We start from the raw sequence: 16,516 nt of genomic DNA, 5'->3' as shown, positions 1-16,516 counted from the left end.
TGCTAATAAGACGCTGTACCGCTCGATGTGGGGTCAGCACGCCCTTGGGCTGACCCGTTGAACCTGAGGTGTAAATCACATAGGCCAGACTGTCGCCGCCCAACGCTTCCCGTGCCGGGTTGTGCTGCGGATAGTCGTCCAATTCAAGTGTCGCAATATCTATGGCGCTGCCTGCTTGCTCGCGCATCAGCGCTTCGACCACGGCCAGGCCGCTGCCAAACCCAATCACCTGCTTAAGGCCGGCGTCGGCGGTCATATAGCTCAGGCGACTGGCCGGGTAGTTCGGGTCCAGTGGGACGTAGGCCCCACCGGCTTTGAGTATTGCCAGTATGCTCACCACCATCTCTACCGAGCGGCTGCTGCATACCCCGATCAGGGTGTCTGACGTAATGTGTTGCTCACTCAGCAGGTAATGGGCCAGCTGATTGGCCCGCTGATTTAGCTCGGCGTAACTGATGGACTGGTCCCGGAACACCAGGGCCGTTGCCTCGGGCGTTGTAGCTGCCTGCTGTTCAAATAAATGATGAATACAGGCTGTGTCGTCGTAGCCTAAGCTGCGCTGACCCTGGGTCAGTAATCTGGTCACTTCATCCGCCGGCAGCACACTCAGTGCACTCACCGGCTGTGTTTGGGTTGCCTCCGTCAGCTGACTCAGCGCCGTAATGACATACTCTGCGATGCGGCTGATCTCGACCTGCTCATCAATCTGTAAGTCCAGACTGAACACATGGGCTGCGCCATAATCATTGACCGATAAGTTAAACGGATAGTTGGTGCGCTCCTGTGCACGCAGTGCCTGAATATCGCTGTCCTGTACTGGCGTGTCGGCTTCGTCCCGCTCGGTGTGACGATAGTTCAGCATCGCGCTGAATAACGGACCATCTGAGCCCACCGCACTGTATTTTTGCGCCTGAGCCAGTGACACCTGCTCATAAGGCAGCAACGCTGTCAGTCGCTTGTCCACCTCTTTAATCAAGTCTGCGACCGAAGACCCCTGCAAATCGACCGCCACGGGTAAGGTATTGATCAACATCCCCAGCAGGCGCTCTACACCGGCGCCGCCATTCATCCGCCCGCTCATCACAGTGCCGAACACCACTTCCTGCTGGTTGCTGCAAGCCCCCAGCACCAGTGCCCAGGCGGCGTGGAAAATCGCCGCCGGACTGACTTCATGCTGCTTTGCATAGGCACGGATGGCCGTACTCAGCGCGTCACTCAGAGCGACTTTATGCTCTCGGATCGTGTCGCCGTTACCCTGAGTATCCTGCAACCCAAACGGCAGTGTCGGCTCGCTAATATGGCCCAGCGACTCAGAGAAAAACCCTTCTATATCGAGCGTTTCCATGCGCGCCAGGGTATCGCTGATAAACTGACGGTAAGATGCCGGCGCAGGCAAGCTCTGCGCCCCGCCCGCGCTGTAACTGTGTAATTCGTCCTGGATCACCGCCATCGCAACATGGTCGATGATCAGGTGGTGTGCCTGCAATAGTGCATAGTGATACCCCGTGTCCGGGTCCTGACACACCTGCAGGCGCAGCAGTGGTGCCTGAGCCAGATCCAGCCACTGTGGACCATCGGCCAGTGCGGTGATGGTCTGCTGTGCACTCAGTCCCTCGGTACAGGCGAGCTGAATCACGGGCAAGGTCACTTCACGCTGCACCACCTGCAATGCCTGACGCTTGCCCTGCCAGAGAATGGCAGTACGCAGCACATCATGGCGGGCCAGCAAAAAGTTCAGGCTGTCTGTAAACTGAGTCAGTGCCGCATCGCTTTTTAATTCATAAAGATAGTTGGTGACATAGGGGTCGTTATCCGGGTCCATGCTGTGTACAAACAGCACGCCTTCCTGTAACGGCGCCAGCGGATAGATATCCTGAATATTGGCCATGCCTCCGGGGATCTCGGCGGCAATGTCGTTCAGCTCAGCTTCGCTCAGTGCAGCCAGCGGCACCATATCCGGGGTAATGGCGGTGCAACCGGCCGGGATCAGGCTGCGGCTCTCATCTGCCTCACTTGTTGTGGCAAGGCTTAGTCCCAGTGCCATTTCCTGTAAGGACTGAGCGGCGAACAGCGCCTGTGCATCCACCTCAAAACCTTGCTGTCTGAGTCGGCTGGCCAGCTGCATCAGCAACAGGGAATGCCCGCCGAGAGTGAAAAAGTTTGCCGTGACGCTGAGCTGCTCAGCAGGCTGTGCCAGCAATTCGCCACAAAGCGTGACGATTAATTGCTCACGCTCCCCCTGCGGCGCCACATAAGTGCCCTGCAATGCCGAGGTATCCGCTTCGGGCAGGGCTTTTTTGTTCACTTTGCCGTTGGCCGTCAGTGGCCAGTCGTCAATCACCACACCCAGCTTAGGCACCATATAATCCGGTAAGGTTTGTGCCAGCGTGGCCAGGGTCTGAGCCATAAACTCCGGCTGAGATTGTTCTGTAACAGCCTCTGCTGGCTGGACGTACGCCACTAAATAGGTGCCTGCCGGGCCGTTTTTAGCCAGCACCAGGGCACTGTCTACTTGTGTCTGGCGGCTCAGCTGCTGAGCTATCTCGCCCAGCTCAACGCGGAAGCCGCGAATTTTGATTTGGTCGTCGGCACGGCCCACGAAGGCCAGGTTGCCATCGGCCAGGTAGCGCACCAAATCGCCGGTGCGATACAGGCGTTTTGAGCTGCCTGCCACCTCGGGGTCATAAAATGGGTTATCAATAAAGCGTTCGGCCGTCAGCTCGGATTGACCCAGATAGCCGCGCGCCAGACCATCACCACCGACATATAGCTCACCCAAGCTGCCGTGAGGCAATAAGTTCTGCTGCTGATCCAGCACATAGGTCTGAACATTACACAAAGGTGTGCCGATATGCAGAGTGTCATCGGTAATTTCACCCACTGTGGCACAGACTGAGGTCTCCGATGGACCGTAAGCATTATAGAAAGGGTAATGTGCCCGCCAGCGTGCCACCACAGCTTCTTCACAGGCTTCACCCGCCACAATTAAACATTGCAGCGCCAGATCGGTGTGCAGGGTCATGGTCGACAACAACGCCGGCGGCAAAGTCGCATGGGTGATCTGCTGCGTTTTTAACAGCTCAGACAACTGCTGTACATCCGTACGTTGTGATTCATCGGCAATCACCAGGGTAGCACCCGGGATCAGGGCCATCAGCCACTCCCAGGTCGCCGCATCAAAACTGATGGATGCAAATTGCAACACCTTACTGTCGGCACAGGTAGCAAAACGGGCTTGCTGGTTGTGAGCCAGGTTCACTGCGCCCTGATGAATAAGCTGCACGCCCTTGGGCTGACCGGTTGAGCCTGAGGTGTAAATCACATAAGCCAGACTGTCGTTACAAATCTCATCCAGAGCCGGATTGTGCTGCGGATAGTCATCAAGCGCCAGAGCTGCAATATCTATAGCGTTGCCCGCTTGTTCGCTCATCAGGCTCTGAGCCACGGCCAGGCCACTGCCAAATCCAATCACTTGCTTCAGACCCGCATCGGCGGCCATATAGCTCAGTCGACTGGCCGGATAATCCGGGTCCAGTGGCACATACGCCCCGCCGGCTTTGAGTATCGCCAGCATGCTCACCATCATCTCCATTGAGCGGCTGCTGCATACCCCTATCAGGGTTTCAGGTGTGATCTGCTGCTCACTCAGCAGGTAATGGGCCAGCTGATTGGCACGCTGATTTAGCTCGGCGTAACTGATGGACTGATCCCGGAACACCAGGGCCGTTGCCTCAGGCGCTGCCGCTGCCTGTTGTTCGAATAAATGGTGAATGCAGCGGCTGGTATCATACTCAAGACGCTGCTGCTCCCCTGTACTGAGCAATTGCTGACGCTCAGACTCACACAAGGCCGGGATATCCCGTAAAGGTAAATTCTTTTCAGCGTGTGTACTCACCTGACGAAGCAAAGCCGCAAAGTTTTGATTCAGCCGGGTAATAAAAGCGTGAGAAAAAATACTGCTGTCATACAGCCAGTCCAGTTCGACGCCGCCATCACTGATGTTGATATGCATATCAATGTCAAACCTGGCTACGACCCGCTTTACGCCAAACGGGGCCAAAGCCAGCCCATCAGAAGCCAAAGCAGAGGCCAGCGTTTCACGGTTCGGATTTATACCAAACTCGCTCGCGGTGGTGAGCATAATCTGACACAAAGGCGCATACTGTGCACTACGGGGAATATTAAGATGCTCAACAAGCTGATCAAACTGCACCTGCTGGTGCTGTTGCGCCGCCAGGTGTACCTCTTTCACGTGAGCAACCAGTCCATGCAAATCATGCTGGCAGGTATCCACACGCAGTGGCAGAGTATTGACAAAAAATCCGATTAAATCGTCCAGTTGCGGAGAAACCCGGTTCGCCACCGGTGTGCCTATAACGATATCGGCACTATTGCTATAGCGGCTCAACAGCAAAGCCAATAACGCATGCATCAGCATAAACGGAGTGACCTGAAGGCGCAGCGCCAATGCCAGTAAAGGCTGCGCAACCGCTCCTGTCAGTTGATCCCGAACATGCCCACCGGCATGCTGCTTGGTCGCCGGGCGCGTGTGGCACAGAGGCAACTCATGCACCAACGGTGCATCTGTCAGCTGTTGTTGCCAGTAAGACAATGCGTGTTCCAGCCCCCCTTTATCTGCGCGTTGTTGCTGCCACAAGGCAAAGTCACCATATTGGATCTCGAGCGGAGCCAGCTCGCCAGGCTGTCCGGCATTAAGCTGCTCATACAGTGTCACAAACTCACGGATCAGAATTTGCTGTGACCAGCCATCAGAGGCAATGTGGTGGGTATTGAACAGCAACACGCCACTTTCCTGCTCCGTCGCAGGAGCCTTGAAGTAGTCAACACGAAGCATCAGATCTGCGCTTAGATCGAAGCATTTTTCCGACTCCGCGGCGATAACCTGCACTATCTGTGACTGCCAATTGTCTATCGCTGACAGGTCATGAACCCGAACATGGCATGGCTGACTCGCATTAACCTGCTGATAGGCCCCCGTGTCATCCTGATGATAGGTGGTCCGCAAAACCTCATGTCTTGCGATGATGGTGGTCAGAACCGTTTCAATCTTTGCCAGATCAGGTTGTCCGCTCACCGTAAACGCCAGTGGCTGGTTGTACTCGGCCGATCCCTGTTTCAGAGAGTCGATAAACCATAATCTCTGCTGTGCGTTCGACAGTGGCAATCGCGTCTCAGAGGCTGGCCTTTGTGGGATCTCAATATCACAGTGCTGACTTGCCAGAAACTCGATAATTTCTGCTTTGTGGGCCTGGATTTGTTGTTTCAGCGCCTCCGGAAAAGGCGCTGTAGATTTTTGTTTAAACCCTAACTTGCCTGCTTCGGTGAACAGTAAAATATCGCTGGCAATCGCTTCATCGACAATCTGTTTGGCTATCATAACCACCCCTCCGCTTCTGTGACTTTTTCTTCCAGTGCTTCTTTGGCTTGCTGCTCAGTTACTTTGTCCTGAACATATTGCGCCAGGTCACGCACTACCATGCGATTAAACACTTCGTTAAATGTCAGCGTAACGCCCCATTGCTTTTTAAGGCTACCGAGCATGTTTATGAGTAGCACCGAGTTACCACCGAGCTTGAAGAAGTGACCATCGCGGCCAATTTGATGCTCCTGCAGAGATAGAATATCGGCCCACAGTTGACATATGCAGACCTCCATTTCAGTCTCGGGTGCCACAAAAACTGCATTTTGTAGCGTCGTTGCAAATTGCTTTAATTTTTCACTGTCAAGCTTGCCATTGACCGTCAAAGGCCACTGCTCAATCATCAAATAGTGTGCCGGGATCATGTACTCAGGTAGCTGCTCAGCCAGCGCCTGCTCCAGGCCCTCCGTCATTGCCGTTTCTCCCTGCTGCTTAACCAGAAGTTCTCCCTCGGGAGTAAGCTTAATAAAGGCTACCAGTTGCATCTGAGCCTGTTGCTCTAGCAAATGTACTTCCGCCTGCTCCACTAAGCCTTGCCCGGATATCTGACGCTTAATTTCCTCCAGTTCAATCCGGTATCCGTTGAGCTTAACCTGCTCGTCAATGCGCCCTACAAAAGTCATTTCTGAATTCGTCAGAGTACGGACCAGATCACCGGTCTTGTATAACTTGCGATAACAGGCTGGTTGTCCACTCTGATAGGTCGGATTGTCGATGAATCGCTCTGCGGTTAACTGTGGGCGATTAAGATAACCACGTGCAACACCCGGTCCGGTCAGATAGAGTTCGCCTACGGCATAAGGGGGGACCGGCTGACCTTGCTGGTCGAGCACAACGCCCTGCATATTCGCGACAGGTAAACCAATTGAAACCGGCGTCTGATGATCGGCTTCTATGCACTTCCAGTGACTTCCGACGGTTGTTTCTGTCGGTCCATATTCATTGATGAACTGGCTATTTGGCAGGTAGCTTCGCAGCTGCTCAATGATGTTTAAATTCAGCTGTTCACCGCCCAGAATAATGGTGTGCCTTTGATGGTTTTGCTGAGAGAGTTTGGCAACTATCAGTTGCAGGTGCGCCGGTGTCAGTTTAAATAACAGCGCCGATTGCGCCGTCTCCAGGGCCTGCACGACCTGCTCACATGCTTTGTCCTGGTTGCAGGTCAGATTGACCACGCCACCTCTGAGTAAGGGTGTAAATAAGCTCGTCACGGTCGCATCAAAGCTCAGTGAGGTACTGACCACGCCGTCGACTATCTCCGCGGCCAGCTGAGTATTCAGATGAGTGAGATAGTGACTGAGGTTGGCATGTTCTATCATCACTCCTTTGGGCTTGCCTGTGGTGCCTGAGGTATAAATTACATAGGCCAGACTGTCTGCGTCAGGTCTTATTTGCTTAACGCCGCCCGCAACGATATTTGCAGCTTCACACTGCGCCATATCCAGATACGGTATCGCACTTTGCGAGGCTGCGTCCGGTAAGGTGCTCGTGCCCGCCCCACCCAACACAGCAATGGCGCTGCTATCTTCCAGCATATACTGGATCCGCTGTTGCGGGTGAGCCGGGTCAACCGGTAGATATGCACAACCGGCTTTGAAGATTGCCAAAATGGCAACCACAGTATCAATCGTACGACTGGCTTCAATCGCAATGATTTTATCACGACCACAATAGCCATGTGCTATCAGCCAGTCAGCCAGTTTACTGGTGCGTGCTTCCAGCGTCGCATAGCTCAGACTTTGCTGTTGATGCCGCACAGCGGTACGTTCCGGGGATTGCTGAGCAAACTGTGATACTTGCTCAAGCACCGAGTTGGCTGCGGGTAATGAAGCGTCGATGACTGGTGCCAGGGTGTTGCCTGCCATGCTCATATAAACCGATTGCAACAGGCAACTTGTGGTAACGGATGACTGGCTCAGATAAGTTAATACGCTGCACAGGTCGTCTGCTAGCTGTGCGACATGCTGCTCAGTGAACAAACCTTTATCGTAAGCCCAGTAACAGCTCACTCCAGACTCTGTCATTTTCAGTGCCAGGTCTAAATCATATTTAATCGTAACGGCACTGTGTGTCAGAGGTTCAAGCTTAAGGCCCGCCAAACTCAAGGCACCGGACTGCTGATAATCATTGTCCGTATCAACTATGATTTGAAATAATGGTGTCTGGCCCGGTATCCTGGCTGCGGTCAGTGCCTGCACCAGCGTTTCAAAGGGCACATCCTGATTCAGTTGTGCATCGATATGAACCTGTCTGACGTGGCGCAAATACTCAGCCAGAGATGGCTGCTCTGTGTTCACCCGGTACACCAGTGTGTTGACAAAGAAGCCGATCAGGTTGTGCAGTTGCGGGTTCTGGCGATTAGCCTGGGGGCTGCCGATCACAATATCATGGCTGCCACTGTGACGAGAAAAAACCAGTGCCAGTGCCGCATGCAATAGCATAAAAGTGGTCATATCAAAGCGGCTTGCCAGTGTCTGCAAGCCCTGCTTTACGGTTTCCGGCAGAGCTCTTTCCAGCAACCCCCCCTGTCCGCGAGCACGGCTATCGCGCGGGCCGTCCAGCGGCAAACTGTGCGTATGTGGCAAACCATCTAACTGCGTACGCCAGTAGTCCAACTGCCGTTCTGACTGGTGTGAATTACGTTGATGCTGCCAATGCGCGAAGTCAGCATATTGGAGCTGTGGCGCACTCAGCTGTGCGGCTTCTCCTTTGCTCAGGCTCTCATATAAAGTAGTGAATTCATTCACCAACAGCGCCATTGACCAGCCGTCGGTTGCAATATGGTGCAAGGTCAGCAGTAACAAGGTTACAGGCTCCGGAGCACCACTCAGGGCAATCGCACGACAGCGGATGGGCAGTTCGTGTTGCAAATCAAATCCGCGTTGCGCCTCGGCATTGACTATGCCCTGTATGCTTGCCTCGTCAAGTTCATCAGCCGAGAATGTATCATATCTGAGGCTGAGCTGTGCGTCGTGATTAATCACCTGACAGAGCGTTTCCTCGGTGTCGGTGGTATAAGTGGTTTTGAGGATTAAATGACGATCCATAATGCAGTTGAGCGCTTGCTCTGCCAAAGCAACATCAAATTCACCGGTGATTCTTAAGTTGACGGGAACATTGTAATTGGCCTGGCTGTCACTTTGTTCTGAAAACCACAGCGCCTGCTGAGATGATGACAAGGGCATTGTCCCGGTACGAGGTTGCGCGGTGATCTGATCCGCATCGCTCTCTGTGCTGGCCAGTGCCAGATAGTAATCCTTCAGCTGCGTTTTATGCGCAATGATCTGCTCACGCAAGTCTGCCGAAATGACTTTAGGTAACTTAACGACCAGGTTGTTGTCTTTGATTTTGAGTTTCACGCCAGCTGCGATGAGCTGATCGACTAATGCTGTTATTTTCACTTCGCTATTCCTGACTTAATGCGGTTGATTACGGCTAAGATGGATACAGAATTACAGTTGAGAAAAACTGATTGGATCGCCAAAACACACCAGAATTTTTCTGGCCCCTCGATACGGATTTCGGGCATGTGCTTTTAGAATGTTATCGACCAACATGACATCCCCTCGTTGCCAGTCGAACTGCTGTTGATTTGCCCGATAGACTTGCAATATCTGTGTCATCGTCTGGTCGGGGATACGGTCGCCATTACCAAAGTAACAGTTGCGCGGGTAATCGGCCTCATCGTCAAACATAATGGCCAAATTTTCTTTCAGATCTTCATTTAAACAACTGAAATGCCAATGTTGTGCCTGGGTTATCCAACACAGCGAGCGAGTTGTAGGATGGCTCACCACAGCCGGGCGAATGGCGCGGGTTGTCAGTTGCTCACCGCGCCATTCAAATTCCAGCGCCTGTTCGCGACACTTGGCCTCAACTTCGGCTTTGCTATCCGTCTGAAAGATGGTTTTCCAGCCCAGGCCCACAAAGTCATCGGCCTGGTAGTTGCGCACATACATGACCTGCTTATCGATAAATTCCTGGACTATTTCGGCGGGTAACTGAGACAGAACAGTTCTGGCATCGACTATCGGAGTTTGCCCACCGCTCAGCGCAGCTTGTTCACAGGCGAAAATGGCACGGCCGGGAAAGCGTTGATTAAAGGTATTTTCATTGTGCCAAAGAAGGAATTCGGACTCCGAGTATTCAACCGGCCTTTGCACATGACCATTGGTGCTTGCCGGACGATGCTCTGTATTGTTGGTCAGCACCTGAGTCATAAAACGTGCCGCCAGTTGTTCGACCTGAGCGGGTGAACCAAAGTTGCCACCACGCAGTAACACCGCCCCAGTGTCCGCCAGATGTTGTTCTATTGTATCTTGCAAGGCAACGACCTGATCATACGGTGTACTCTCCTGGTGTAACTGTATCACTGCCGGACTGTGTGCCTGATCGTTCAGTTTTGTGATCTCGCTCAGAGTGATAGTCAAAGCCATACGGGTTCCTTTTTGTCATTATCAGTCGGTGCGCCATGACCCCCATGGCGCACCGAAAAGTCAATTTAAAGTACGAGTAACTCCCCCTCATACTCATCATCATCGTCTTGTTCCATCCACAGCAGATGCTCAATGAGCTTCGCCATACTCTGAATGTCTGAACTTTGATACAACTCCCGCAGTTGCAGTGCTGCACCAAATTCACTACGCAATTTATTGAGCAGCAACATCAGCGACAAGGAGTTACCTCCGAGCGAGAAAAAGCTCTCAACAACACTGATATGCTCTGCCGACGTTTGCAAAACCTCAGACCAGATCTGCACCAAGCGCACTTCCGTCTCTGTCGCTGGTTGTACTGCCTCCGAGGCAAGTTCAGTCAGCGAAGGCATTGGCAGCGCTTTTTTATCCAGCTTGCCGTTTGCCGACAGCGGCCAGTCTGCCATGACCAGGTACTGACTGGGCAACATATACTCAGGCAATTGACCAGCCAGACTGCGCTTAATGGCCGCCAGCTTGCGTTCATTGTCCTGCTGTTGCGACTCACTCGATGCAAATTTGATCTCATGCGTGAGATCAAATTTGACATAGGCTACCAACTGCCGTTGACCCGCCAGCTCCGTCGCCTGTACCACTGCGGAATCTACTTCGGGCAATTGCAACAGTTGATTCTCAATATCACCCACTTCAATTCTGAAGCCTCGGATCTTGATTTGTTCATCAACCCGTCCGCAATACTCGAGATAATCTTCGCCGATATACCGAGCCAAGTCACCTGTCTTATACATCAGGTTATATTGCGAATTTTCGGCTTCAAATGGATTGACAAAAAAGCTCTGCTGGGTTAGATCGTCTCTGTTGAGGTATCCCTTAGAAACACTCGGGCCAGCAATATACAACTCGCCCATCGCACCTTTAGGAACTAAACCTAACTCCCTGTTTAATAAGTATACTTTTGTGTTTGGTAGTGGCTTACCTATGGGCATAGCAGCACCAATCTGCGCACGCTGAGCTGTGACATTCAAGGCAATTGCACCCACTGTCGCCTCTGTCGGGCCATAGTGATTATAGATAACACTGTTTGGAAATCTGCTCTGCAGCTGATCATACAGTTCCAGCGGGAAGGCTTCTCCCCCGATAACAAAGGTGTGATTCAGTGCACAAACTTCCTCACCCATGAATGCCAACAGCGCTTTGGCATGGTGCGGTGTCATACGCAGCAGATAGGACTGAACCTGCAATGCATCTTTCATACTTTCAAAACGCGCCTCACCGGCCAGGATGTCAACCGAGCTGCCACTGATCACAGGCAGGAACAGGCTCGGCACGCTGATATCAAAGGCATAAGACGTGATCAGCAATGCCGGCTGTGGCTGCGGATAATATCTGTGCCGTACCGATTGCAAGTAGTCACACACATTGGAATGGCGTAACTGCACCCCTTTTGGTTTACCGGTTGTGCCCGAAGTGTAGATCACATAGGCCAGGTCGCTGGCACTGATGGTCTGTTGCGGGTTATCCCGCTTAGCCTGCCCGCTCAGTTGGGCTTCAAGTGCCGATACTTCAAGATGTGCGCAGCCTGGTGGCAGGGTCGCCATCCGCTCTGGGTCGGTAAATACCACTTGCAGCTGCGCATCCTCGATGATCTGCTGATTACGATGCAATGTGTTGTGGTGATCAAATGGCACGTAGGCTGCACCGGCTTTGAGTACTGCCAGCATAGTCACCAGAATATACTCCGAGCGCTCCACACAAATACCCACTCGCTGTCCCGGCGCAATGCCATAGTGATCGATCAGGTGATGCGCAAACTGGTTACTGAGCGTGTTTAATGCCTCATAGCTCAGCGCCCGCTGCGGCCCATTAACCGCAATACGGTGCGGCTGTTGCTGTGCCTGTTGCTCAAACAAAGTATGGATGCACAGCTGTGTATCATAGTTTTGCTCTGTTTGATTCAGCGATACCAACAGTTCATGCTGTTCCGCCTGGGACAGCATATTGAGACTCCCTGGCACCTGGCTTAATATATGCTCAGGCTGGGAGTTTGTTAGGGTCTTAAGTAACTCACCCAAATGACGATTCAGGGTGTCAATGCGCGCCGCACTGAACAGCGCCGTATCATAGGTCCAGCAGATGTCGACCCCCGCATCATTGAGCGCGATATGGACATCCAGGTCAAACTTAGCGACCACCGAGTCCTCTGCCAGAGGCGTCAGCTGAGCGCTTCCCAATGACAACAAGGCATCATCCATATCCGCATTAAGTCCATAGTCTGTCTGAGTGCGCAACATCACCTGAAACAGCGGTGTATGTGCCGTGCTGCGGGGCACATTGAGCTGTTCAACCAGTTGCTCGAACGGCACATCCTGGTTCGACTGGGCATCCAGGTGCACCGCTTTAACGTGTGCCAGATACTCAGCCAGCGTCGCCTGAGTCGTATTGACATTCAGCACTAAGGTATTGACGAAGAAGCCGATCAGTGGCTCCAGCTCAGCCTGCATTCGGTTAGCCACCGGGGTACCAATCACAATGTCCGGCGTATTACTGTGTCTGGATAGCAGCAGAGACAGTGCACCATGCAGCAACATAAATGGCGTCAATCCTTGGGCTTTAGCCAGTGCTGCCAGCCCCTGAGCAACGTCTTTGCTGAGCGTCCCTTTAACCTGCGCACCCTGATGTTGTTTTACTTCCGGGCGCGGATAATCTAAAGGCAGGCTGTGCACTGGCGGCACATCAGCCAGTTGCAGCTGCCAGTAACCCAATTGCTGCTCAAGCACCGCGTCGCTCAAATACGTACGCTGCCACTGCGCATAATCTGCGTACTGAATCGCCAGTGGTGTCAGCGGGTTACCCAGGCCCTGACTGTATGCCTGATAGAGGGTAATAAACTCTCTGATCAGCACCTGCATTGACCAGCCATCAGAAGCAATATGATGCATATTGAACAGCAGTACCCCGCTGGTTTGTGACGTATGCAGATAGCCTGAGCGCACCATCACGTCCCGCGTCAGATCAAACGGCTGGCTCAGTTGTGCTGCCATCGCAGCGGCAATCGCCTGTTGTTGCTGCGTCTCATTGAGCATGCGCACATCCTCATAACTGAGGGTAAACGGCACCTCCTCACGGATCACCTGCTCGACGCCGTGTTCACCATCTCGGTATACCGTTCTGAGCACTTCATGTCGATCGATAATGGTTTGCAGTGCCGCTTCCACAACTGCCAGCTCAAGGTCACCCTGTACCTCAAAAGCCACCGGCATATTGTATTGCGCTGAGTCGCTGTGTAACTGATCAATAAACCATAGACGTTGCTGGGCAAAAGATTGGGGTTGTACGCTGTACTGACCCAGCAGGTCATCTTGCTGTATCACTCTGGGGAGCGGTTTAACACCTTCCCTGACAGCCTGGCCGCGACACGCCACAATGTGTGCGGCCTGCTCGGCAATAGTGGGGGCACTAAACAGGGTTTTAACCGGTAATTCCACGCCCAGTTTCGCGCGCAGACCGGCAGCCAACCTGACCGATAACAATGAATGTCCACCTAGATGGAAAAAGTTTGCCGAAGCGCTGATGGCGTCAGGTGCCATATCCAGCAGCTCAGCCCAGACCTGGCAAATGGCCTGCTCAGTCTCATTGGCAGGTGCCACATAGTCGCCCTGCAATGCCTGGGTATCGGCCTCAGGGAGCGCTTTTTTGTTGATCTTACCATTGGCCGTTAGGGGCCAGTCAGCCATCACCACCGCCAGTTTTGGCACCATGTAATCCGGCACCTGACTGGCCAGTTCAGCCAATGCGCTCTGAATGAACTCAGCCTGTGGTATACCGCTCACGGCCTTCACTGGCTGCAGATAAGCAACCAGATAGGTGCCAGTGGCCCCCGTTTTAGCCACCACCAGGGCCGACTCAATGGCCGCTTGCTGACTCAATTGCTGAGCAATTTCACCCAGTTCAACCCGAAACCCACGAATTTTGATCTGATCATCCGTACGGCCAATAAACACCAGGTTGCCATCCGCCTGATAGCGTACCAGGTCACCTGTGCGATACAAACGCTTAGAACTGCCGGGCACGCTGGCATCGTAAAATGGATTGTCAATAAAACGCGCCGCCGTCATCTGAGGCTGATTCAGATAACCGCGTGCCAGACCATCACCACCTACATACAGTTCACCGGCACAGCCAAACGGCACCAGACTCTGATGTTCATCCAGAATCAATGTCTGCACATTGTACAGGGGCCGCCCAATATGCAGGTTATTATCGGTAATTTCACCCACAGTGGCACACACAGATGTTTCTGACGGGCCATAGGCATTAAAGAAACGATAGTGGCGTCTCCAGCGCTCAACAACCCGCTCTTCACAGGCTTCACCCGCCACAATCAGACACTGTAGCGCTAAGTCTGTCTGCAGCGCCATGGTACTTAACAGGGCCGGTGGCAAGGTCGCATGCGTGATGGCCTGTTGTTTCAGCACCTCACCCAGCTTACCCCCTTCGGTACGCGCCTGCTCGTCACAGATCACCAAAGTCGCCCCGTTAAGCAACGCCATGACCCAGTCCCAGGTCGCCGCATCAAAGCTGATCGATGCAAATTGCAGGACCCGGCTGGCAGGCGTTATTTCGAACAGCACCTGCTGATTGGCAGCCAGATTCACCGCGCCTTTATGACTCAGACCCACCCCTTTCGGACGGCCGGTCGAACCTGAGGTATAGATCACATACGCCAGTGAGTGATTCGATTTAAGTATGCCCAGCGGCTGTTCATCCGGTACTTTCGTGTCTGTCAGGTTGCTGACATTGAGGTTGACTATGTCTCTGTCCTGACATAACGCGTCAGTCACCTCCACACCCCGGCCATAGCTTAAGATCTGAGCGACTTTGGCATCATCAACCATGTACTCCAGGCGTTCCATCGGATAATCAGGATCAAGCGGCAGGTACGCGCCACCCGCTTTAAGGATAGCCAGCATCGCCACTATCATTTCTGCCGAGCGCGCCATGCACAGGCCGACTATGGTGTCGGGCACGATTTGACAATGTGCAACCAGGTAGCCGGCAAGCAGATCGGCACGCTCATTGAGCGCCTGATAACTCAGCACCGTGTCACCAAATTGCAGCGCCGGAGCGTCAGGCTGGGCCGCCACATGCCGCTCAAAAATGGCATTAATACAGGCCTCATCATCATAACTGCGCTGCGTCTGATTGCGTGTCACAAGTAGCTCATGACTTTGTTGTTCGCTCAGCATCGGCAGACGTGCCACGGTTTGCTGCGCCATGTCAGTCTGTGCCAAATTGGTTAGTGTATTGCCCAGATGGCTCATCAGGCTGTCGATGTACTGCGCACTAAATAAGTTACAATCAAAATTAATTTTCAGCTTACCACCGTGTTCGCTCAGTGACATGAAAATATCCAGGTCAAACTTCACCGTGACTTGCGGGTCTTCCAGCGGCTTAAGTTGTGCTTCTCCCAGTCGTGTCGTCTGAATATCAGGCGCATCCAGTCCGTAGTCATTATCTGTCAGCAGCATGATCTGAAACAGCGGACTGTGGCTGGTGTTGGTTTCTATGTCCAGGTGCTCAACCAGCTGTTCAAAAGGAATATCCTGATTGTCTTGTGCTCCAAGATGGGTCTGCTTAACGTGTGCAAAAAACGCCTCAAGGGTTTTATCGCTGGTATCCAGTCTCAATACCAAAGAGTTGACAAAGAAGCCAATCAGCGACGCCAGATCCGCATGCTGGCGATTCGCCACCGGCGTGCCGATGACAATATCCTGGCTGTTGCTGTGGCGCGAAAGCACAATCGCCAGAGCACCATGCAGCAACATGAACGGAGTGATCTCTAAGCTGCTGGCCAGCTCAGTCAGACGGCGACCCACCGACTGAGGCAGAGTCATTTCCAGTGATTCACCAAAGTGGTTTTTCGTCTCTCCACGACGTCCCTGAAGTGGCAGGCCATGTACGGTTGGCACACCCTCTAATTGTTTTTTCCAGTAGTTAAGCTGACTTTCACCCGCTTCTCTTGCCAGCCAGTCGCGTTGCCAATGGGCATAGTCAGCATACTGAATGGGCAGTGGCGCCAGTTGCGCATCCTGGCCAGAAAGATGCGCGCTATAAAGGGCCGTAAACTCTTTGACCAGGAGCTGCATCGACCAGCCGTCCGACACAATGTGAGGCATATTCAGTGCCAGCACCGCGCTTTGATCTGACAAGGTCAGATAGTGCGCCGACAACATCTGCCCCTCATCCAGCGCAAAGATGTGCTGGCCATGACTCGTGAGGTGTTGTGCGAGTGCGTCAGCCTGTGCCTCTCCCTGTAACGCGCTGAGATCGAACCGCTCAACCTGACAAGCATAGGGCGCCTCTGCCTGTTGATAGATCTCTCCCTGTATCTCTGAATATGCACTACGCAGTACTTCGTGACGTGCAATGATGGTACTCAGCGCCGCCTCGACCGCATTCAGGTCCAGCGCACCGCTCACTTCAAACGCCGCCGGCATATTGTATTGCGCCGAGCCACCCTGTAAGCGGTCGATAAACCACAGTCGTTGCTGTGCAAAGGATGCCACCATGCGGCCATCCGCCGGGCGTGGCTGCGCAACTATTCGCTCTGCGACCATAGTGCCTTGTGCCTGCTTAGCTGCTA

The 16,516-nt window shown here is 53.2% G+C and carries 4 protein-coding genes; all 4 read right to left on the bottom strand.

Going from position 1 to position 16,516, the window contains the following annotated elements; genetic code table 11:
- Positions 1 to 5,398, bottom strand: a 5,398-nt coding sequence (locus MHN33_RS23440; RefSeq protein WP_239401861.1) for a non-ribosomal peptide synthetase, incomplete at its 3' end; no start/stop codon positions are given.
- A complete protein-coding gene (locus tag MHN33_RS23435; protein ID WP_239401859.1) occupies positions 5,395 to 8,841 on the bottom strand; it encodes an amino acid adenylation domain-containing protein in 3,447 nt (1,148 codons plus the stop codon). The genes MHN33_RS23440 and MHN33_RS23435, both read right to left, overlap by 4 nt.
- A 51-nt stretch (positions 8,842 to 8,892) precedes the next feature.
- Complete coding sequence (locus tag MHN33_RS23430; protein WP_239401857.1) at positions 8,893 to 9,876, bottom strand: TauD/TfdA family dioxygenase; 984 nt, start codon at positions 9,874 to 9,876, stop codon at positions 8,893 to 8,895.
- Positions 9,877 to 9,941: 65 nt separating this feature from the next.
- Positions 9,942 to 16,490, bottom strand: a complete 6,549-nt coding sequence (locus MHN33_RS23425) for a non-ribosomal peptide synthetase (RefSeq protein WP_239401855.1) — start codon at positions 16,488 to 16,490, stop codon at positions 9,942 to 9,944.
- Positions 16,491 to 16,516: the final 26 nt, after the last annotated feature.

This window comes from Pseudoalteromonas sp. OOF1S-7 (assembly GCF_022347765.1).
Classification (GTDB): domain Bacteria; phylum Pseudomonadota; class Gammaproteobacteria; order Enterobacterales; family Alteromonadaceae; genus Pseudoalteromonas.
The sequence above is the reverse complement of the archived record's forward strand: the minus strand, read 5'-3'. Positions and strand labels throughout refer to the sequence as shown.

Excerpts from the sequence above, each read along its gene's own strand:
- MHN33_RS23425 (WP_239401855.1), bottom strand. The coding sequence starts at position 16,490 with ATGGTCGCAGAGCGAATAGTTGCGCAGCCACGCCCGGCGGATGGCCGC.
- MHN33_RS23430 (WP_239401857.1), bottom strand. The coding sequence starts at position 9,876 with ATGGCTTTGACTATCACTCTGAGCGAGATCACAAAACTGAACGATCAG.